We start from the raw sequence: 21,782 nt of genomic DNA, 5'->3' as shown, positions 1-21,782 counted from the left end.
TCCATTGGAAGGCAGCCTTTTATTTAAATGCGTCATTTTCAGCGCGAGCGATGAATACGAAAAATTCTAGCCGTTTCACTGATTGATATGGTCTAAATGTGCCATCAGGATATCCCTTTGTAATCTTTGCTGCAGCCACTTTGTAAATTTCCTTATGTCCCGTCACTTTGTCCGTAACGTCTTTAAACGCGAGAGAAGGCGCACTAGGAAATTGGTATGCCTTTGCTAACAGTATGGCTGTTTCCGCGCGGGTGATTGGCTGCTTTGGTCGGAACGTGCCATCTGGAAATCCGTTCAGCCATCCCCTCTCATATGCAGACTGAATATATCCAGATGCAAAATTAGCAGGGTCAACATCTTTAAAAACGGTAGGCCGTTTTGTCGAATCCAAATGTAACGCCCGTCCTAACATCGCTACCGCTTCAGCACGCGTCACAAAATCATTCGGCTTGATAGTACCATTATTGTATCCAGTAACGATTCCCCTGCTGGATAAATAAATGATCGGAGGCGCATACCAAATGTCGTTTGTTAAATCCTTATAATCTGGCACTGAGACAGTTACTGTCATCGGATTAGACAATGCTGATTCTGTTCCATCGCTATATACGGAAGAAAACTGATAACGGTAATTCCCTTTGAGTACGTAGTCCGTAAATGACGAACTAGTCTGTAGCTCTTTTATTTGCTTTCCATTGCGATACACATTATATCCTTTAATATTGTCAGCAAGTGGTGTAACGGAAAAGTTTACTACCCCCGCTGCATTTGATTGCAGCTTCACTTCTAACTGCGGCGGTTTATTTGGTTTTGCCTGTACTAGTCCATAACCGTACCAATTGTCTTTTCCAGGCGTGCCTAAATCGATTGCGTTTGCCCTTAACATTTGGCGAAGTTCAACATTGGTTTTATCTGGATACTGCTGTTTATATAATGCCAATATGCCGCTGACAAACGGAGCCGCCATGGATGTGCCCGCCATCCATGTATATCCGTCCGGGTTGCCGTCCAAGTCATAGGCAACCGGAACGGTGCTGTAAATTTCTTCTCCAGGAGCTGCGACTTCGACTGCTGGACCTGTTGCCGAATAAGCAGCCCGAACGTTTTGGTTGTTGATGGCTGAAACGGCGATCACACTGTCATATTTCGCAGGATATTCGACAGTATCTCCTATTCCATTTCTATTGCCGTTATTTCCAGCTGCCGCGACAATCAAAATTCCTTTCTGATACGCTTTATCAATCGCTTCTTTTAACACAGGAGAACCTTCTGGAGTAGCAAAACTTAAGTTAATAATATCCATATGGTTTTGTATCGCCCATTCAATCCCTGCCAAAACAGTCGATACCGTTCCTTCGCCGAAGCGGTTTAATACTTTCACTGCATAGATGCTTGCATCCGGGGCTACTCCGAGCACCCCTATATGATTATTTTTCGCTGCAATAATCCCTGCCACATGGGTGCCGTGGCCGTTGTCATCATTATAAGTCGGACAATAGGACAACAGGCAAGCGCCGCCCGATACATGTAAATCGGGATGCTTCGTATCAATTCCTGTATCTAAAATGGCGATCTTCACGCCTTTACCCGTAACGCCGCGAACATGCATGTCGGTTGCTTTTGTTTTCTTTACGCCCCAGTCTGCCACCTGTCCATCAATCGCAACCGTTTCATCCTGCTGCACGTATTCTACTTCCGGTAATTGCCGCAAAATATCTATAGAAGCCAACGGCACATTGGCAGATAAAGCTGGAATCACTTCAAATTGTCGATACACTTTCCCTTGCAGCTGTTCCACTGTTTTTTCGTCGGCATGCTTTTTAAAAAGAATAATCACATTTACCCGCTTTGTTTCAGCGGCAAAAGTGAAAGCAACGGGTAGAAAACTCATCATTGCGAGAACCACACTGAAAAAAACGAGACACCATTTTTTCATAATAAATAACCTCTCATGCAAAAAATCTGCCGCTTGTTTAACTGCTTTTGTGATTACGCTCTTAGTTTACTATTTTTATTGAACACGGTCATATAAAGGCTGGAAGTTCAATCCTGATTCAGATGCGTAATAATCTAAGATTCCAAGATAAATTGCCTTTGCTGCTTTTTCCTGCCAATATGAAGAACCCAACTTTGCGGCATCTTCTTTACGATCAATGAAGCCTAACTCAACTAGAACAGCAGGCATATTATTTTCGCGAAGAACATGCAAATTGCCTCTTTTCACTCCACGGTCCGTTGCATTCCATGCTTCGACTAACCGTTTTTGGATACATTGGGCGAGCTTTTTGCTCTTTTCTACATACGGATTTGTCGCTGCTGCGCTATAATAGTACGTTTCCGTACCAGTTCCGCCACCGGAATTGGTATGAATGCTGACAAATATATCTCCATTCATCTTTTTCGCAAAATCAACCCTGCCACTCAGCGAAACAAATACATCTTTTTCCCGCGTTAAAGCAATATTAAATCCTGTATCTTTAAATAATGATTGTACTTTTAAAGCGACACTAAGATTAATATCCTTTTCTCTTAATCCATTCGCCACCGCGCCAGGATCGCTGCCGCCATGGCCAGGATCAATAATGATGGTTTGCGTTTTTACATATTCCAGCAGCTTGTCCGATGGACCAGCTGGATTAGATTGACTGATTCCGCTAAGGTAAGCAGTATGTACAAAACCTTCCATTCCCGAAGCGCGAACGTATGCCCAGCTGCCGACAATATGTAAAATCTCCACTTTTTGTCCTTTTTTCAGGACAGCCACAGCATCAAAGTTGGTGGATGGTCCTTGACGAACATTCAGAGCGGACGCATTTACCGTAGCTTGTTGAATAGCTGTTGCTTGATAATTGATCCGGAATTTTGGATTAATGGCTTTTGCAACAAACACCGCAAAATCGGCACGGATAATCGGCTGATCTTGACCAAACGTTCCATCAGCGAGCCCTTGGGCAATCCCTTTCATCTTTAGTTGCTGAATCGCTGCCGATATCGTATTTCCACCAAGCGAATAAGCACGGTTAAGAAGCAACGCCATTTCTCCCCGTGTAACAAACTGTTCAGGACGAAAAGTACCGTCTTTGTAGCCGCTAATAATGTTTTTTTCAACTGCTTCTTGTATGTATCCGGAAGCAAAATTCCCTTTGCCCACATCTTTAAATTTCGTAGCCCTCTGTGTTCCATCGAAATTAAGCGTTCTTCCGATAATGGCAGCAGCCTCTGCTCTTGTCACATTTTTATATGGATAAAAGTATCCGGATAAACTACCTTGAACGATTTTCCCCTTCGCTAAATAATTAATCTCGTTTGCAGCGCGATGAGTCGTACCAACATCATAAAAATATGGTGCAGCACTAGTATGACCAGCAGGAATGATGAGTCCTACGACCAACCATAGACAAAAAGCGACAAATAATCCCTTTCTCATACATCCTTTCTCCCTTTTTTGATATATTTTTCTATCATTCTACCATAAACTTCATATTTTCCAAATAAGAATAACAGTCTATTTCAATCTCGTCTTCGTTTCCTATCTCTAGCGAAATATAAAGTGAAAATGGAAATTTTACTGCTTGCGAAATAATAAAGTTTATGGCGGATTTTCTCGACTGTCTGACTCGTCACACTGATGCGCAATCAATGCCAGAACAGCATCATAGCGATCAGAAACGGTATTGTCCATGTAACAGACTGTTGTTCTGTCACCGACATTCGAACTTCCCTTCCCCTTATTTTTAGATAGAAATCAACAAAAAGAAAAAGAGCGAATCATCAACTCGCACGTTTAAATTTTAAATACAGAAAAAGTATTTGAGCTTTTCGGATTAAACGTAAAAACCCCCTCAAAGTAAACAGCCAACTTCTTCTGTCTACTCCAAGGGAGTCTCTTCATGCGAATTACGATTGCAATGTTAATTTTTCCTTCAACCGCTCAATATAGTACTTCGCTTCCATTCTACACGTATAATCAATATCATCAATCCCTAATTGAGCAATAAGATTGTCCAGCTCCTTCATTTCTTGATCTGTCGGGGGTTCTGTCAATACTTTTTCAATCACTTCGTTTATTTTGACAGCCAACTCTTCGTGAAAATCTGGGTGAGCTTTGATCTCATCATCTATTTTCTTGAACCACGAAGCATTTTTTTGGGCGTAATCCCGCCAGTACGTAATAAATTCCTCCAAGTCATATTTTTTTTCATCCCATTGAATCATTTCCATATATTTCTCAAAGGCCGCCGAAATAGACCTCGTAATGCTTATTTTTATTCCGTACGGAAGGCTGTTAAACATAATAGTTATATATTACCTCCTAAAATAAAATAATTAACATATCGTTATTTTTTTAATAAAAAGTTTATTTTCCCTCACCGACAGCATTCCGGCTAAATAGTAAAAGGCTCTGGCGCAGATTCTGCCTTGCCAAAATAATAAAGAATTGCTTCCACAATGCGCTTAGAAGCTTGCCCATCTCCGTATGGATTCGAAGCTTTCGCCATTTTTTCATATTCGTTTCGATTATTCAACAGCTCGCGGGTCATGTTGTATATCGTTTCCTCATTGGTCCCCGCTAATTTCAACGTTCCCGCTTCGATGCCTTCCGGCCGTTCTGTCGTATCGCGAAGCACTAATACCGGAACGCCTAACGAAGGCGCTTCTTCCTGCACACCGCCGGAATCGGTCAAAATAAGAAACGCTCTCGCAGCTAGATTATGAAAGTCAAACACCCCTAAAGGTTCGATTAAATGGATGCGCGGATCATTGCCAAGAATTTCATCGGCTACTTCACGCACCGCCGGGTTTAAATGGACAGGATAGACTACTTGCACATCTTCATGCTCTTGAACAATGCGTTTAATCGCACGGAACATGTTGCGCATGGATTCGCCAAGATTTTCTCTGCGATGGGCAGTTAATAAAATCATGCGGTCATTGCCGATTTTCTCTAAAATATCATGCTTGTAATTTTCTGTCACTGTCGTTTTTAACGCATCGATGGCCGTATTTCCCGTAATAAAAATCGAATCCGGTTTTTTATTCTCACCGATTAAGTTTTCGTACGCTTTTTTCGTTGGCGCGAAATGAAGGTCGGCGATCACACCGGTAAGCTGACGGTTCATTTCTTCCGGAAATGGTGAATATTTATTCCACGTGCGCAACCCAGCTTCGACGTGTCCGACAGCGATTTGATTGTAAAACGCCGCAAGGCTGGCGACAAACGTGGTTGTCGTATCTCCGTGTACCAGCACTAAATCCGGCTTCACCTTTTTCATCACGTCATCGAGTCCTTCTAAGGCACGGACGGTAATTTCCGTCAATGTTTGACGATCTTTCATAATATTTAAGTCATAATCGGGCTTTATATCGAAAATTTCTAGAACTTGATCCAACATTTGCCGATGCTGCGCCGTTACGGTGACAATCGGTTCAATGAACTCAGAATGTTTTTTCAGCTCCAATACAAGCGGCGCCATTTTAATCGCTTCCGGTCTTGTGCCGAAAATAGTCATTACTTTAATTTTACCAGCCATACTTTCACCTACAATGCCAAAATGTTAAGTCCGATGCAAACTTCATTCCTTACATTATCATAACCTTCCCATTTCCTCAACCGATAACACATGGCATTCTCTACAAACCCAAAAACCCCCATAAACTTTATTTATGGATGGGGGAACCCGAGTTAGATAAGAAGAAGTGTACTGGTGAATTTCTAAACTGAGAAAAAGAGCTTGGTGCAATCAAGGTAATGTTCATTGACATCCAAAAAGCCCGAAACAAAAATGAGTAACATCCATAACGTTAACTCTTAATGACGAACATGCATCGCTTTCTACACAACATGCGTCGCGTATATCTAGAAATGAACATCACTTCCCAAAACAAAAGGGGTAGCTCTGGAAACTCCCAAGCCATCCCTTTATTTTATAAATTCCCTCTGTTAGAGTTTCCCTAATTTAGTATCGTTTTGCGCCCAAGTAACGCGCTTTCCAATAAGAATTATCCAAGCTGCTAATGGTGACGCCAGTGGAAGAACCGCTATGAACAAATTGTCTATTGCCAATATAAATGCCTGCGTGGGATGGGCCAGAACGGCTCGTTTCAAAAAAGACAATGTCGCCGACCGAAGGGGAGGAAACCGGCGTGCCGACGTTCCAAATCGCTGCTACGGTGCGAGGCAAAGAGATTCCTTGTTTTTTAAACAAATAAACAATAAATCCACTGCAGTCAAACCCTACTTGCGGCGTCTCCCCGCCCCAAACATATGGTTTGCCAAGAAGTTGCGAAGCATCGGCAACCAGTTCAATCACATCGAGCTTTCGTTGCGGCGCTTTTCCCATCAAACGCTCATAGGTTTCTGTATCGACAACACCTGTTGCCTTCAGATTAACATCCCGTTGAAAACTCTTTACTGCATTTGCTGTAATGGTTCCATAATAGCCAGTGATTTGCGAGTATGTAAAATAGCCAAGCTGTTTTAACTTTGTTTGCACTTCTTTCACTTTAGAACCAGTCGATCCAGTTGTTAAATAGATGCCCGCTTTCGGTGCGGACGGCTGCGGTTCGGAGCTGGCTATCGCTTCGTTTATTTTCGCTAGCGTCGCACTGTCAGCCACTCCGGTAACTGGAAGTTTGTTTTTCTCCTGAAATTTGCGGACCGCCTCCGCCGTAAACGTTCCATAGTAATCCGTAATTTCCGGATATGTAAAATAACCGAGCTGCTTTAATTTTTGTTGCAATTTGCTTACTTCCATCCCTCTTGAACCTATTTTTAATGCATTTGCTTGCAAAGTTTTGTTAGATTGCTTATTCACCGCGTTTTGAATCAACTGTACAGTGCGCGCATCTGCGACTCCTGTTGCGGAAAGGCCGTTATTTCGTTGAAACTTCTTGACCGCCTCTTGCGTAATCACTCCATAATAACCAGTGATCTCCGGATATCGGAAATAGCCAAGCAACTTTAAATTTTGCTGCAGCACCTTTACATTGTTTCCGCGCGAGCCGATTTTCATTTCCGAAGTACTATAGACAACTGTTCCTTTTAACTTGGCGTATGTAGCGTCATCGACGATGCCCGTGACCGGCAAACGAACGGATGCTTGAAACGCTTTTACTGCCTGCTCGGTAATCGTTCCGAAATAACCGGTGGCAGTTGGATATGTAAAAAATCCTTTCTCCTTTAGCAGTTGCTGAAGCTCCTTTATTTGCGGTGAGCTCATCCCCACTTTCCATTCCGCTGCTTTTCCATCATCCGGCATCAGAAACAGCGCAGAGACGAAAGCGGACGTTAGCACGATCTGTCTTGGTTTCCAATTCACAATCATCTACCTCTCCCTTATTGTTCTGCTTCCCGCATTGTACAACGTTTGTCGCCTTGAATCAATGCTAATTCAGCTCAATTCAACACCTTTTCGCTCTCGTGGCTGAATCTACATCGCAACAATGTCGAAAAAAGGAATCTATTGAAATTGCCCATTCTAATAGTCTGAGAGATACGACATCTTTTTAGGCAGATTCCATTTTTCGACATGCGGAAAGGTGTGAAAAGTGGTCGCATATATCATTAGTATAGCGAAACTTCCCTTCCCATAGAAAGGGCATTTTTGTTTTTTTTATACAAAATTTAGATAATCTTTACGAAAAAACAGCCATGTTCGCTGCCATCCAAACCGGAATAATCGCGGCGGGGAACTGGAAAACTTTAAAAAAATAATAGGGAATACCCTATTTAAGCAAGGATCAAATCGTATTGAATATCTGCAGCTTAACGTACAATCCTCATCCAAAATACCATAGGAAAAGCAGAACAAACGAGGGAAGTTCTTGAGGCGATCATAAAACAGCTACAACCGTTTATTGTTTTTTCTTGCCGGGCACATAAATAAATAAGAAATACGATTGTTGTCCAAAATATAAAGCGACTGCAAAATGTAATAAATAAGCTGCCTCTCAATGGTTAATAGCTCATTGGTGTGAAGGCGGAGATATTTTTGTTGGAGCTGATTCCACTCATAGAGGGCAATTTCGAACTTTTGTTTTTGTAAATCAAGCTTTACGATAAACATATATAGTTGATTGATCGATTTAAATACGAAATACAATTGAGCATCACAAGAACACGCAATGGTGCGAAACCATGCTTCTTCTCCTAAGAAACGGTCATGTTTTTCCTCGTTTTTTAAAAACCGCAATGAATCCGTAAAATTAGTTGGTGCAATCGTTTTCAATTTGATCGAAAATGGGCTTCGCATTTCTTTGATAAATACCCGATACGTTCCTTTCTTTCGTTTGAAACCTTTCCGCTCACTTACCATTAAATCCGCGAGATAAATATTCACCATCATCCCTCTTTTTCCTGGTTATAGTAAATATTTATCCATTTTTCGCTTATTGTACCATGATGACAGTCAACGGACAAAGATGTCGAACATTGACAAGTGGAAAAGTTTGATCTTTTTGGGAACAAATAAACAAACGTTCCTAAACAGAACACAAACCTCTTCCACGCTCTCCTATCTTTAAGTTATTGATGGATTTTATTCGAGCGTGGTGATAATGATCATGAATTTAGGAGAAAAACTAAAATATTTGCGCAAACAGCATAATTGGACACAAGAACAGCTGGCGCAACATCTCAATATATCGCGCTCACAAATCAGCAAATGGGAAAACGGGGATTTGCTTCCGGACGTGCAATCGTTGCAAAAACTAAGCAATTTATACAAAGTGAGCGTCGATTTTTTAATTGGGAAGCATACGACAAAAAAAGAGTTGCTGCGAGAGGTAAACCTTCTATATCAAACGGATCGTATTGATGAAAAAATGTTGGATATTATTGACTATTTGAGACAAAACCCAAATATGGAAAAAACGATTTACTCGCTGACCCAATTGCCGGTCAAAAAGCGAAGACATTTAGAATCGATCATCATTAAGCTAGTAAAAGAATTTTCCGATGCCATCAAATAATCACATCCAGCTATTCGCTTTGCACGGTGCAGCAACGAAAACGCTCGATATCTACAAAAAAAAGCGCTAACGTTTCCTGCTAGCGCAAAGTTGGGGATGTTACGAGGAAACACGCTCTCTTTCTTTTGGGGAAAAGGTTGGAAGGAAAAGAATGGGGAATCATAGAGGAAATTTACGCATGTTCGATCCATTCATTCGTTTTGCCGCCCATAAACCGCACGGATTCAGCCACTACTTCTGTCACGTATACTCGTTGCCCATCTTTCTTTTCATAGTTTCTTGTCTGAATCCGCCCCATGACGCCAATAATCGAACCTTTCCGGCAGTAATTGGCTGTATTCTCCGCCACTTTCCGCCAAAGTGTACATTGAACGAAATCGGTATCAATTCCCCCTTCCGCATTGCGAAAATTTCTTGTTACCGCTAACGTAATGTTAGCGACTGCTGCTCCATCGGCGGTATATCGAAGTTCCGGATCTTTTGTCAACCGGCCGACGAGCACGACTTGATTAATCATGTTTCGACACATCCCTCCCTTCCATTTCGATGCATATTCATCATAATGGACTTCTATTTCTTCGTAAAATCATCATTTTTTAATTTTACATACCGTTTGTTTCCGCAATTATGATGGTCATACGGTCTGAACGATGTAAAATCGACAGCAAAATTCAATTTTTCTATATTCTCATCAAAAATAGACTTATCGAACCATAAAATGACAGCTCACCACATCGATACGGTTGCAATTGGATAAAATATTAAATAGATAACGGGCACGTGATACATTTTCCCTCGGTCGTTGGAATATGCTATAATTTCTACAAGGACAATGTTGACGAGGTGATGGAATGAAGACCTTCAAGCTTGTGGGGCTCTCCGTTGTTTACGATGATTTGCACCAACAAGAAATCCCATTTATTGATGGACTGATTATTAATAAAGAAGACGGACAAAATCGCTGGCTAATCGAAACATATTTAGATAAAGAATATGAATCGATATTTTCAGAACTGCAAAAAAGAAATGACGAATTCCGTCTTCAAGTAACGATTACAAACCGAAGCAACGATCCCGCCAATATGCTCGCAACTGTTCGTTCCATCACAAGAATGAACGACCATATCAGCGTGCTTATGGATGGATTGTTAATCCGAAGCAAAACAGATTTAGCGGAAGTGGTACTTGCAGGTCTTGTAAAAAAAGGGCTGCAAGGAGAAGCATTGTTGAAGGAATTTAAACAGCAATTGAACGAGCGCCGCGGCTTTAAAAACAATGAATCAACCATAAAGGGCTAGAATCAAGCATCTAGCCCTTTTTCTTTATGGTGGAAACAAGCTGCGCAATGAGAACATAGCGCTGCTTCGCTTTGCCAATAAAATGGAACGGATAGCATGTCGTCACCGTTAATGTTGGACGAGGCTTTTCGACGAGAACCGTACGGTTGTTTTCATCCACGATGCGGACTTTTTTTACTCGATAAATAAACTGCTTCATTGTTGTTTCCACAATTAATTTGTCGCCAACACCGATTTGGCCCAATTGCCGAAATACAGTATCACGATGACCGGATAGCACCATATTATTCTTATCTCGTTCTCCCGGCAAAGCGCTTTTTGGATAATGCCCAATTCCTTTTCGCAATTGCCGCTCTTCTGTTCCATGATAAATTGGTATAGAAACGCCAAGCTTTGGAATCGATAACATCCCGATTTGCTCGCCAATCTCCGGTTTGGCGGCCGTATTTATAGTCATTTGCCGAGCAATAGGCGTTTTTCCTTTCTCTTTCAACGGTTTTACAGCATCGTACCCGAGCCAATAGGAATATCCATTCCAAAGTGCCAACACCAATCCTATCATTATACAAACCAACGCACCGTACGTTTGATATGTTTTCCACCGCCCGCTCATATGTCTCACTCCGCTAATTTGCTTCTTGCGCGCCAATAAACATAAGCGCCAAGCAAAACAAACAGAAGACCAAGCAGCATATTGGCAAGATACGGAGAAGCGGTATCTGGCATTTTTTCGCCATACATTTTTTCTTTCATTTCACTTGCTAATGCGCTGGCGTTAATCAATTTTTCACCTGCTCGGAACACATATCCCGAAGTAAACATTTCTTCCGACAACTGGACATCGGAAAGCAATTCTCCTTTTTGATTGTATAGCTCGACCCGTAAATCCCGACCACCGAGCGTATCCATCGACAAAAGCCGGCGATAAGATACTTCCTGCTTTTCCCCGTTTTTCTCCAGGTAAAATTTCGGTTGTATTTCCAGCGCAGCCAGCACATCTTCCCAAATGGAAAACAATTGTTTCTGTTGCTGCTTCGTTAGCTGTGTTGCATCTTCCACTTGAAGAAACGGTTGTATGCGCGCGTTCAATGCTTCTAACTGTTGCTTCAAATTTTGGTGATGAAGCGATGCAATATGCTCAAATAAACGATTCGCTTCCTTTTCTGTAAACCCAATCGCCCCAAGCATATCATTAATTTGCTGCATTTGTTCGTTATGTCGCAAATAAAAGCCAACAGCCGCATCCAAGTCATCAATAAACGTATAATCTTGAACCGTTTCTCCAAACTGGCCAAGCAATGCTTCTAATTCTTCCTGTGTCAGTTGATAGCGTGTAAGCAGCTGATGGAAATTTTCTTCTGTAATCGGTGTACCGAGCCACTGCTTTAGCTCATCCATCGTCTGAAAATCTGCGACCGTCATCTGGTAATCATCTAAATAATTTAGTAAATCTTCCATCGTCCAGCCGATGCTGCTTATGTACTTCTCCAGTTCGTGCTTTTGGATTTGCGCAAATGCATGCGGTCCGTCATGGGCGATGGTGAAAACGAAACATGCGATGATGGCGAAGAAAAATCGTTTCAATGCCGTTTCCTCCCTCATAAAATATATACATTGGTAGTATTTTCCGAACTCCTATGTCTTATGTATAAAAACATATAAAAAGAGGCGGATACGAAAGTAATGGATTACTTTTCGTTCCGCCTCTTATGTATTTTATACTTCGTTTCCTACGGAAGCCTCTTGAAAATACACTTCATAAAGCGCGCGAACCGCATCGGCCACGACTTCTTCTTTTACGCCGAACATCATGCTTACTTCCGATGAACCTTGGTTGATCATTTCAAGGTTAATGTTTGCCTTCGCAAGCGCCGCAGTTGCTTTTGCCGCCATCCCGACGGTGCGTTCCATGCCTTCGCCAACCACCATAATCAGCGCAAGTCCATGTTCGATATGAACTTCATCGACTTCCAGCTCCGTTTGAATGCGGTCTAAAATGCGCTGCTCTTTTCCCCCTTCTAATTGATTTTCCCGTAAAATAACGGACATGTTGTCAATGCCAGAAGGAGTATGCTCATACGAAATTCCTTCATCCTCTAGAATTTGCAGCAGTCTGCGGCCAAATCCGATTTCCCGGTTCATTAAATATTTGCTGATGTTAATACTGCAAAATCCCGTATCACTAGCGATGCCGGCAATCGGTTCGTCATGATGGTTGCGTTTGGCGACAATCCAAGTGCCTGGAGCAGCAGGGTTATTCGTGTTTTTCACACAAACAGGAATGCCTGCTTTATAAACTGGTTCCAGCGCTTCGTCATGAAACACGGAAAATCCGGAATAAGAAAGTTCGCGCATTTCTCGGTATGTAATTTCTTTTAACTGGCGCGGGTTTTCGACAATGGAAGGATTGACGCAATAAATCGAATCGACATCCGTAAAGTTTTCATACACATCCGCTTTCACCCCGGCTGCTACAATCGATCCGGTAATATCTGAACCTCCGCGTGGGAATGTGACGATATTCCCTTCCAATGAGTAGCCAAAAAATCCCGGAATCACTAATACGCCGCGTCGTTTTCGTAAATGATATAGCTTTTCATACGATTCCGGCAAAATTTGCGCATTACCCGGTTCATCCGTTACAATAATTCCTGCTTCCCGCGGATTGACGTAGCTTGCTTCTAACCCTATCTCCTGTAAATAAAGCGCCATCAATCTAGCGTTATGATCTTCCCCGCTCGCTTTTATCGCGTCCATCAAGCGGCACGGATCATGACGATATTCGTTCATTTTCCAACGCAAATCCTTTTCTAGCTCCGCTGTAAATTCATCTGCCGGCAATTCCAGCTCCTTGGCGATTTCCGCATATCGTTTTACTACCGCCTGAACGATCTCATCGCATGCTGTTCCGTCCATAACCGCTTGCGCCAATTGAATAAGGATATCGGTTATTTTTATATCCTCTTTAAATCGTTTCCCCGGCGCCGATACAACAATAATGCGGCGCTCCACATCAGAGCTGACGATATCGGCGACTTTTCGAAACTGTGTGGCGCTTGCGACCGAACTTCCCCCAAATTTTGCCACTTTCATGTTCCATAACCCTTTCTGTCTGAAAATCTCTTATATTTGTTTATCATACCACACTTTTTTATCAATGGTGTCATTATTTTTTATGAATTCTGAAAACAGTATTGCTGCGAAAATGATTTTCTGCCGGTACTTACTTTTGCGCCACGTTGCCATTTTGCACATTGGCAATTCCTTCTTTACACACGCCATACGGAAGCCACGAACAGTTGGCGCATAAGTAATCTAAATCATCCGGCCGCACTTTTTGCGCTGTAAGCCGCACTAATTCCGATTTTAAATAAATTTCGTTTTCTTCAATTCCTAAATGGCGAATCACTTTTTGGTCCATGGAGATCACATGTTCATTCGAATTTGGATCTGCTTGGCATGCCGTTTCCCCGTGATGCGGACATGTCATGCACGTATCATCGAGCGCAGCAACGACTTGAATCGGAAAATCTTGTTCTTCATCGCGAATTTTCGTCACTACTTCCCACATTTTTTTGACAAACGACGGGCTATATCCCATTCCGCGAAATCCATGAACACATAATAAATGATGACCTCGCAGCCTTAGCGGCTTCATTGCTTTTCTCCTCCCCTTTTCTATTAGTTCCATCTTACTCAAAGAAGCTCGATTCTACAACTAAAAAAAGGAAGCAACGTTGACGGTGGATACATCACCATGGCATTCTTAAAATATACAACACGAATCAGAAAGGAACTGCCAACGATGAAAATGACAAAAGAGGAAGTTGCCCATATATTGTCCATTCTCCTTCATGAATTGACCGCCCATTGGACGAAAGAAAAAATTCATTCCGATGTGCTTGAAATCATTATGAAATTACGAATTCAAGCGGCGGATGAGAATGAATATATGCATGGATTGCTCGCCAATGTAGCATTCGCAACAGAATCGTCGCATGCTTTACAACAAGTGCTTGGAACCATGCTCGAGGAGCAATCATTTCTTTCTGCCAGAGAAATGGAGGAAATGATGAACGAAGCGCAAGCGCGAATTCGCGGACATATATCCGAACTTATTTCCCGCTATAAAGCGCATTTCGAACAAATTGATGATACAATCGAGCGCAAAAAGCAGCTCGAACGCTCTTATTGCGCGCTTTTAATCGTCAACCGCATCAAAACAGACTTTCTATTTCAGTTTGTTCATGAAAACTACCAAAACGCCGCCAAACAATTTTTTGCCGCGAATCCAAACGATGTGCTCGAAGCGTTCCATCATTTAAGCAGCGTATATGCAAGCCAATGGCTGGAAGGACTCGAGCTGCACTACTAGATCATCATTTTTATTTTTATAAAATTTTAAATAAATCAAAATTTGTTTTGACAAAATTGTGACAAAATGATAACTTAATTACTGGGAGAAATTTTTCACTTCATTATATTGAATGCGCTTTCTTGTAAGCGCATATAAAAAATATATAAGGGGGAAACTTGGATGATTTACGCTCAACCTGGGCAGCCTGGTTCACTGATCACGTTCAAAAAACGCTATGAAAATTTCATTGGCGGCAAATGGGTTCCACCGGTCGATGGAGAGTATTTTGAAAATATTTCCCCTGTGACAGGGCAAGCTTACTGCGAAGTGCCACGCTCCCAAGCAGCTGATATCGAACTTGCGTTGGATGCTGCTCATGCTGCGAAAGATGCATGGGGCCGTACTTCCCCTGCCGAACGCGCGCGAATCCTCAACAAAATTGCTGACCGTATGGAAGAAAACTTGGAAATGCTTGCTGTTGCAGAAACATGGGAAAACGGCAAACCGATTCGCGAAACGTTGAATGCCGACATTCCGCTTGCGATCGACCATTTCCGCTATTTCGCCGGTTGCATCCGTGCGGAAGAAGGCACTTTATCCGAAATCGATCACGATACGGTCGCCTATCACTTTAAAGAGCCTCTTGGTGTTGTCGGACAAATCATCCCTTGGAACTTCCCGCTTTTAATGGCAGCATGGAAACTCGCTCCAGCGTTAGCAGCTGGAAACTGCGTTGTCTTAAAACCTGCAGAGCAAACACCGACATCGATCCTTGTTTTAATGGAGTTAATTCAAGACATCCTTCCTCCAGGTGTTGTCAACGTTGTGAACGGATTCGGCGTAGAAGCTGGAAAACCGCTTGCTTCAAGCAGCCGCATCGCTAAAATTGCTTTCACTGGCGAAACGACAACAGGACGTCTAATCATGCAATACGCATCGCAAAACATTATTCCAGTCACATTGGAGCTTGGAGGAAAATCGCCAAACATCTTCTTCGAAGACGTGGCGGCAAAAGATGATGAATTTTTCGATAAAGCGATCGAAGGCTTTACGTTGTTCGCTTTAAACCAAGGCGAAATATGTACATGCCCTTCCCGCGCTCTCATTCATGAATCCATTTACGACAAATTTATGGAGCGCGCGTTAGAGCGTGTGAAACAAATTAAACAAGGCAATCCGCTCGATACGGAAACGATGATTGGCGCACAAGCATCTTCGGAACAATTAGAAAAAATATTATCGTACATTGATATCGGCAAACAAGAAGGCGCCGAATTGCTTGCCGGCGGGGAACGTAATATCCTAGAAGGCGACTTAAAAGACGGATATTACGTAAAACCGACCGTCTTTAAAGGCCACAATAAAATGCGCATTTTCCAAGAAGAAATTTTCGGACCAGTCGTTGCAGTCACTACATTTAAAGACATGGACGAAGCATTAGAGATCGCCAATGACACATTGTATGGCTTAGGTGCAGGCGTATGGACGCGCGACATTAATACCGCTTATCGCGTTGGCCGCGGCATTCAAGCAGGACGCGTCTGGACAAACTGCTACCACATGTATCCTGCACACGCAGCATTCGGAGGCTATAAACAATCCGGATTCGGCCGCGAAACACATAAAATGATGCTTGAACATTATCAACAAACGAAAAACTTGCTTGTCAGCTATTCACCGAAAAAACTAGGACTCTTCTAATTTTTAGGCAGCGTGTCATTCACGCTGCCTTTCCTGCCATCCATCTTTTTATTTTAGGAGGGAGATTGCGATGAGTAATCAGCCAAAAGTAATCGCGACAGAGGCCGCTTTGGAGCTGATTGAAAAGTTAAAAGCAAAACACGGACCGTTAATGTTTCATCAATCCGGCGGGTGTTGCGATGGAAGTTCACCGATGTGCTACCCGCAAGGCGAGCTGATCGTCGGCGATTCCGATGTATTGCTTGGCGAAATCGGCGGCTGTCCGTTTTACATTTCGAAAGCGCAATACGAATATTGGAAACATACGCAGCTCATTATCGACGTCGTTCCGGGGCGTGGCGGCATGTTTTCGTTAGAAGGTCCAGAAGGCGTCCGTTTTCACACCCGCTCAAAAGTGTTTGACAGTTGATCACCGCTTCGTAAATAAAGCGACAAAACGCACCAGCACACCGTCAACAACACCACATTTTCCTTCTTAGCAAAAAACCTCCCACTTCCTCAAAAAGAAACTGCCGCGGAGGTTTAGCTCTGCGGCAGTTTTTCCTTTTCGGCCATTTCTTGCAACTGTCGTCTATCAGATAGCTTGATATTCTTCAACCCAAATACGAGCACTGTTCCACCAATGACAAAAATAAGTCCAAATAGGAAAACCGAATGAAGCGAATCCACGAGCGAATGTTTTAAAATCGGCACAAACGTCTCTCTCATTTGCGGCGGTATTTTCTCTAGCGTTTCCGGACTAAACAAGACGGAATAAAGACCTTGCGGATCATCATGAATCATATGGGCAAACCGGTCCACCATTCCTTTTGCCTGCGCAGGAAGCGACTGAAGCATTGGCATGAGACGGTCATCCAGCAACTGGCTCGAGCGATGGTTCATAATCGCCCCTAAAATCGTCATTCCGAACGTCCCGCCGATCGCTCGGAAAAACTGGCTGGAGGAAGTGACGACGCCAAGCTCCGACTTTGGAAAACTCTCTTGCAAAGCGAGCGTTAAAAGCGGCATCACTAACCCCATTCCAAGCCCTAAAATGATCATATACAATGTGGCGGTCCATTCGGACGTATCCACATCCATCGTGCTTAATAAACCGAACCCTGCCGCCATAATGGCCATACCGATCATCAGCTGCGGTTTTACGCCGATTTTATAAACGATTCGGCCGCCAACGATGCTTCCGATAATCATCGTAATCATCATCGGCGTCATAATCGTGCCGGACTTGGTTGCACTTACTCCGACAACCCCTTGCATAAAAAACGGAACAAACATAATCGCCCCAAACATGCCGACACTCATTAAAAAGCCAATTCCATTTAATACGGTAAACGTGCGGTGTTTAAATAAATGCATCGGCAAAATCGGCTCTTCTGCTTTCCTCTCGACGAATACAAACAGTGTTAAAAAGACAAGCGCCGCCGCAAACAAGGCAATGATTTGCCATGATGTCCATTCATACTTATCCCCGCCAAACGTTAACGCTAAAAGCAGGCTAACCACGCCGACAACCATCGTAAACATCCCGGCAAGATCAAATTTCACTGGCCCCTCGGCTTTATATTTGCTCAATCCCATCGCAATAAAAATGGTTGCTAAAATCCCGACAGGAAGATTAATGTAAAATACCCAGCGCCAATTTAAATGGTCGACGATAAAACCGCCAACTTGCGGGCCGATGACGGAGGCAAGGCCGTATAATCCACCGAAAACCCCTTGCCATTTCGCACGTTCTTTTCCAGTAAACACATCCCCGATGACGATCATTGCCATCGGCATCATAATTCCCCCGCCGATTCCTTGCAGTCCGCGGTAAATAATGAGCTCTGTCATATTATTCGCCATGCCGCAAAGGGCGGAGCCAACCATAAAAATGACGAGTCCTGTCACATAAACGACTCGTCTGCCTAATAAATCCGCAAGTTTTCCGGCAATCGGCACGATCGTGGTCGATGTCAACATATAAGCGGTCGTCAGCCATATCATTAAACTTAATCCGCCAAGCTCTCCAACGATGCGCGGCATCGCCGTTCCGACGATCGTTCCGTCCAATGCTCCAAAAAGCATAGCAATCATAAGACCAGTAATTAACATCGTTCGATGTCGAATGGTGCTTGACTGCATTTCTAATTCATTTCCTTTTTCCATTTTCGTCTCTCCCATCTATTCGCTGTCATATATTGTTGGATAACTTCTGTCAACGATGCTAAATCATCAGCTAATAGCGGAATATGTTGATTTTCGATATATAATAAAATTCCTTTCACCACATATTTCCTTGGTGCCGACTCTTCATTCATTAACTCTGCTTCTAACGCATCAAGCGCGTCATGAAGTTCGTGCTGTATTTTTTTATCGAGTGAAAACGATAAAATCTTTTTTTGCATATGGGCAATGTGGGCGCTGATCTTTTCTTGCAATACACGTCGCTCTTTTTCTTCTATTTCCATCAACGGCTTTAACATTTCTTTGTTTAAAATCGGCGCTTCTTCATGCGAAAAACTCGCAATGATCGCATCCAAACGCCTCACGAGAAAACGCGCCAATTCTTCGGCATGAAACTTATTTGCCTGCAAAATGAAACAAAATATATATTGCCGAATCATGCCGTTTAACATCGTCGCCACATCAAGCACGTACCGCTCTACCTCTGTTCCGTATACTTCGATGAGACGGTCGCAATACCAAGAAAAGATGTTAGCATACTGCTTCAATAAATAATGGTGAATATCGTGGCTAATTTTTGGCAGCTGTTCGTTCATCATCATTTGCAAAAAGTCTTTATGCTCATGCATATTCGCAAAATGTGCGGCGATTTGCTGAATAAACCGCTCTTTTTCTGAACTGCTATCCTGTGAAATGGCGGTGATGTTTGCCATCATTTTTTCAAAATAGTGCCGTATGATAGCGAGCATTAAGTCTTCTTTTGAAGAAAAGTGATGATAAAACGCTCCTTTCGAAATCCCCCACGCATCGACGATATCTTGAATCGATGTCGAATGGTATCCTTTTTCAGCAAACAATTTCATCGCTGTTTCGATAAATTGCACTCTCCGGCCTGCTGTCATGCCCGTCATCTCCTATAAAGAGGAACTTTTCGAAATACCTGGCTCGATGCATTGCCGATACGATGGCAATGAGATGCGAGGTTTCGCAATTTCCGCACGCACGCCGCGCTGCCGAAGCCATTGAACAATTCGTTGATAATTCGTTTCCTTTTTCATTGGACTTCGCTCCTAACGATAATATGACTAGACAGTCAAAAATATTATAAAACAGCGGTATATATTTATCAACTTATTTTATAACATGATTCTATATAAATTATGACCCATCAGTCACAGAAATTAAAAAGAGCTCCTGTTGTACACAAACGTTAAGTAGATCATCGGCCAACGCCTGCTTGGCGATGGCAAAAAACATTTCTTGTGCCTTATAATTCCGTGTTATAATTTATAAAAGGGGTCATTGTATTGTGCATATCATTTACGATTATAGTTTGCCCTTATACCATGGCACGATCCATTTATATGCTGATATCATTATGAAACATGGTATAAGAATATTTCCTAGACGCAAAGGCAGTACAGATTTTGGATCGGGTTTTTATTTGACTGCGAATTTTGCTCAAGCTAAAGAATGGGCAAAACGTAGAACGGAAAGACCTATTCCTGTTCAGCCAATGCTCGAGTTATCTGGAATTACGATTCGTGATTTTCTTGGAATGAAAAAGACCTTTGAACCGACTGTACTCAAGTTTGAGATTACAAATACAGAGAATTGGATAAAATTAGAACATAAAATTTTTAATCATGATCATGATGATTGGAAACAGTTTGTATGGATGATGAGACAAGGAAATCTCCCTTTGCCGCAATATGATTGGATTTACGGACCAGTAGCAGATGGCGGTTTGCAATCCACAGATTATCATGATATACGTGCGTATCAAAATAAAAACCAGTTAGCGGTTTTGACGTATAAGGCAGTGCAATATCTAACGATTTCGGAGGTGATTACATGCCTGTAGCCGATAACGCAAAACTTCAAAAAGAGATTGATGTAATGGTTCAGCACATCATTCGTGAACTAATGACCGAATTCGGAAAAAGTAAAACAGAAGCCATTCATTTAGTCGAACAATCCAACGTAAAAAAATTGTTAATGCAAGACCCAGCAGGATTTCATGACTCCCCTTATCATTGGGCCTTAAGCATACTGACCGACCAAGATGATGTAGAAGCTTTGGAAAAACATTTATACCATTAGAAGTAGGTCCCTACTTCTTTTTTATTTTGGCTAAAAATATAAAAAGACCGCCTGTGTGAACAAGCGGTCAGTGGATCATTGTGCAAGCGCCTGTTCGGCGAGGGCAAGCGCCCCGCAGATGCCAGCATTATCGCCGAGGCCCGGAAGCACAATATATTGATCAATATCGCGCAAAATCGCTTCTTGCTGAATGTACCCGTTCAACAGCTCCTGAACGTTGCGGCGGATTTTTGGCAACAGCTGTTTTTGCTTCATGACACCGCCGCCGATAATGACTTTCTCCGGCGATAAAATTAAGATGTAGTTGGCAATCGCCTGCGCTAAATAAAATGCTTCTAACTCCCATACTTCCGAGCGATCAGCCAGCTCCGCGCCTTTTTTCCCCCAGCGCTTTTCAATCGCCGGTCCGGACGCCATTCCTTCTAAACAATCTCCATGATATGGGCAAACACCGGCAAATGTGTCTTCCGGATGACGGCGGATGAGAATATGCCCCATTTCCGGATGCATAAGACCATGGAGCAGGTTCCCTTCGACAATCGCCCCGACGCCGATTCCGGTTCCAACCGTAATATAAATGCAGCTTCGCACCCCTTTTGCGGCACCCCAGCGCCGTTCACCGAGCGCTGCCGCATTCACATCCGTGTCAAATCCGATCGGCACTTGAAAATGCCGTTTCATTTCACCGACAAAATTAAAATTCGCCCATTTTTGTTTCGGCGTGCTTGTAATATAGCCATATGTCGCACTATCGGGATGCAAATCAATCGGACCAAAGGAACCGATGCCGATCGCCTCTAATTCATATCGGCTAAAAAAATCGACGACATGGCGCATCGTTTCTTCCGGCGTCGTCGTTGGAAATGTCACTCTTTCTTTTATATTTCCGTCACGATCCCCGACAGCGCATACAAATTTCGTTCCACCTGCTTCAATCGCCCCAAGATACACGCATTTCTCCCCGCTTTCATCTCTATGATTTCCGATTTTATTGTACCATAAGGCATCAAGCCAGTGATAAAACCCGCTGAAAATCAGCGGGTGAGTTTTTGCACGATTGGAGGTCGACGACAAAGATTGTGGCACAGGAAGTTCTTACTGCAGATGTTTTGGCATTATCGAAATAGTTCTTCTCCCTGCCAGCTCCTAAAAGATCCCCCACAAACATTTCGCCTTTGCCGGCATGC

22 protein-coding genes are annotated in these 21,782 nt (G+C 42.9%); 7 read left to right on the top strand and 15 right to left on the bottom strand.

Annotated elements, in window-relative coordinates; translation table 11 throughout:
* Positions 1-19: 19 nt before the first annotated feature.
* The 6 genes from NXM86_RS01315 to NXM86_RS01290 all read right to left on the bottom strand — a co-directional run bounded on the left by NXM86_RS01315 (position 20) and on the right by NXM86_RS01290 (position 8,345).
* Positions 20-1,894, bottom strand: a complete 1,875-nt coding sequence (locus NXM86_RS01315) for a S8 family peptidase (protein ID WP_498958487.1) — start codon at positions 1,892-1,894, stop codon at positions 20-22.
* Positions 1,895-2,011: 117 nt separating this feature from the next.
* Complete coding sequence (locus NXM86_RS01310) at positions 2,012-3,427, bottom strand: N-acetylmuramoyl-L-alanine amidase (RefSeq protein ID WP_498958486.1); 1,416 nt, start codon at positions 3,425-3,427, stop codon at positions 2,012-2,014.
* A gap of 470 nt (positions 3,428-3,897) precedes the next feature.
* Positions 3,898-4,221: a hypothetical protein gene (locus NXM86_RS01305; RefSeq protein ID WP_498958485.1), complete on the bottom strand. Its 324-nt coding sequence runs from the start codon at positions 4,219-4,221 to the stop codon at positions 3,898-3,900.
* Positions 4,222-4,385: 164 nt separating this feature from the next.
* A complete protein-coding gene (gene wecB, locus NXM86_RS01300; RefSeq protein WP_498958484.1) occupies positions 4,386-5,531 on the bottom strand; it encodes a non-hydrolyzing UDP-N-acetylglucosamine 2-epimerase in 1,146 nt (381 codons plus the stop codon).
* A 426-nt stretch (positions 5,532-5,957) separates the two neighbouring features.
* Positions 5,958-7,325, bottom strand: coding sequence for a C40 family peptidase (locus NXM86_RS01295; RefSeq protein ID WP_498958483.1), 1,368 nt, complete (start codon positions 7,323-7,325; stop codon positions 5,958-5,960).
* Positions 7,326-7,844: 519 nt separating this feature from the next.
* Positions 7,845-8,345, bottom strand: coding sequence for a hypothetical protein (locus NXM86_RS01290; RefSeq protein WP_498958481.1), 501 nt, complete (start codon positions 8,343-8,345; stop codon positions 7,845-7,847).
* Between the two features lie 211 nt (positions 8,346-8,556).
* Here NXM86_RS01290 and NXM86_RS01285 point away from each other — a divergent pair, with 211 nt between their 5' ends.
* Positions 8,557-8,970, top strand: a complete 414-nt coding sequence (locus tag NXM86_RS01285) for a helix-turn-helix domain-containing protein (RefSeq protein WP_015865174.1) — start codon at positions 8,557-8,559, stop codon at positions 8,968-8,970.
* 172 nt (positions 8,971-9,142) lie between these two features.
* Here NXM86_RS01285 and ssb read toward each other — a convergent pair whose 3' ends face one another.
* A complete protein-coding gene (ssb, locus tag NXM86_RS01280) occupies positions 9,143-9,487 on the bottom strand; it encodes a single-stranded DNA-binding protein (protein WP_015865176.1) in 345 nt (114 codons plus the stop codon).
* Between the two features lie 334 nt (positions 9,488-9,821).
* On the opposite strand from ssb, the gene NXM86_RS01275 reads away from it, so the two are divergent.
* Positions 9,822-10,268, top strand: coding sequence for a YwpF-like family protein (locus NXM86_RS01275; RefSeq protein WP_015865177.1), 447 nt, complete (start codon positions 9,822-9,824; stop codon positions 10,266-10,268).
* A 10-nt stretch (positions 10,269-10,278) separates the two neighbouring features.
* Here NXM86_RS01275 and srtD read toward each other — a convergent pair whose 3' ends face one another.
* From srtD to NXM86_RS01255, 4 genes are all read right to left on the bottom strand, one after another.
* Complete coding sequence (srtD, locus tag NXM86_RS01270; protein WP_498958478.1) at positions 10,279-10,881, bottom strand: class D sortase, LPxTATN-specific; 603 nt, start codon at positions 10,879-10,881, stop codon at positions 10,279-10,281.
* 5 nt (positions 10,882-10,886) lie between these two features.
* Positions 10,887-11,852, bottom strand: a complete 966-nt coding sequence (locus tag NXM86_RS01265; RefSeq protein ID WP_498958476.1) for a processed acidic surface protein — start codon at positions 11,850-11,852, stop codon at positions 10,887-10,889.
* Between the two features lie 132 nt (positions 11,853-11,984).
* Positions 11,985-13,361: an aspartate kinase gene (locus NXM86_RS01260; RefSeq protein WP_205424348.1), complete on the bottom strand. Its 1,377-nt coding sequence runs from the start codon at positions 13,359-13,361 to the stop codon at positions 11,985-11,987.
* 130 nt (positions 13,362-13,491) lie between these two features.
* Positions 13,492-13,926 carry a DUF1284 domain-containing protein gene (locus NXM86_RS01255; RefSeq protein ID WP_062677832.1) on the bottom strand — a complete coding sequence of 145 codons (435 nt, stop codon included), beginning with the start codon at positions 13,924-13,926 and terminating at the stop codon, positions 13,492-13,494.
* A 147-nt stretch (positions 13,927-14,073) separates the two neighbouring features.
* On the opposite strand from NXM86_RS01255, the gene NXM86_RS01250 reads away from it, so the two are divergent.
* From NXM86_RS01250 to NXM86_RS01240, 3 genes are all read left to right on the top strand, one after another.
* A complete protein-coding gene (locus NXM86_RS01250; RefSeq protein WP_498958474.1) occupies positions 14,074-14,643 on the top strand; it encodes a hypothetical protein in 570 nt (189 codons plus the stop codon).
* A 162-nt stretch (positions 14,644-14,805) separates the two neighbouring features.
* Positions 14,806-16,326 carry an aldehyde dehydrogenase gene (gene adh / locus NXM86_RS01245; protein WP_033008377.1) on the top strand — a complete coding sequence of 507 codons (1,521 nt, stop codon included), beginning with the start codon at positions 14,806-14,808 and terminating at the stop codon, positions 16,324-16,326.
* Between the two features lie 70 nt (positions 16,327-16,396).
* Complete coding sequence (locus NXM86_RS01240; RefSeq protein WP_033008378.1) at positions 16,397-16,735, top strand: DUF779 domain-containing protein; 339 nt, start codon at positions 16,397-16,399, stop codon at positions 16,733-16,735.
* 113 nt (positions 16,736-16,848) lie between these two features.
* Here NXM86_RS01240 and NXM86_RS01235 read toward each other — a convergent pair whose 3' ends face one another.
* From NXM86_RS01235 to NXM86_RS01225, 3 genes are read right to left on the bottom strand one after another with little or no spacing between them, the layout of a single operon-like run.
* A complete protein-coding gene (locus NXM86_RS01235) occupies positions 16,849-18,474 on the bottom strand; it encodes an MDR family MFS transporter (protein WP_498958473.1) in 1,626 nt (541 codons plus the stop codon).
* Positions 18,453-19,394 (bottom strand): TetR/AcrR family transcriptional regulator, encoded by a 942-nt coding sequence (locus NXM86_RS01230; protein ID WP_081188943.1) that lies wholly within the window; start codon positions 19,392-19,394, stop codon positions 18,453-18,455. The genes NXM86_RS01235 and NXM86_RS01230 overlap by 22 nt, the downstream gene beginning before the upstream one ends.
* 12 nt (positions 19,395-19,406) lie before the next feature.
* Positions 19,407-19,550: a hypothetical protein gene (locus NXM86_RS01225; protein ID WP_015865188.1), complete on the bottom strand. Its 144-nt coding sequence runs from the start codon at positions 19,548-19,550 to the stop codon at positions 19,407-19,409.
* 251 nt (positions 19,551-19,801) lie between these two features.
* On the opposite strand from NXM86_RS01225, the gene NXM86_RS01220 reads away from it, so the two are divergent.
* Together NXM86_RS01220 and NXM86_RS01215 are read left to right on the top strand one after the other, a co-directional pair.
* A complete protein-coding gene (locus NXM86_RS01220) occupies positions 19,802-20,356 on the top strand; it encodes a DUF3990 domain-containing protein (RefSeq protein WP_089098171.1) in 555 nt (184 codons plus the stop codon).
* Positions 20,347-20,595 (top strand): hypothetical protein, encoded by a 249-nt coding sequence (locus tag NXM86_RS01215; RefSeq protein ID WP_015865190.1) that lies wholly within the window; start codon positions 20,347-20,349, stop codon positions 20,593-20,595. Before NXM86_RS01220 ends, NXM86_RS01215 begins: the two co-directional genes overlap by 10 nt.
* Positions 20,596-20,670: 75 nt before the next feature.
* Here the strand turns inward: NXM86_RS01215 and NXM86_RS01210 are convergent, their stop codons facing one another.
* Positions 20,671-21,546, bottom strand: a complete 876-nt coding sequence (locus tag NXM86_RS01210) for an ROK family protein (RefSeq protein ID WP_498958472.1) — start codon at positions 21,544-21,546, stop codon at positions 20,671-20,673.
* Positions 21,547-21,782 lie beyond the last annotated feature (236 nt).

It is taken from the genome of Geobacillus sp. CX412, assembly GCF_027942335.1.
Lineage (GTDB): Bacteria > Bacillota > Bacilli > Bacillales > Anoxybacillaceae > Parageobacillus_B > Parageobacillus_B toebii.
The sequence above is the reverse complement of the archived record's forward strand: the minus strand, read 5'-3'. Positions and strand labels throughout refer to the sequence as shown.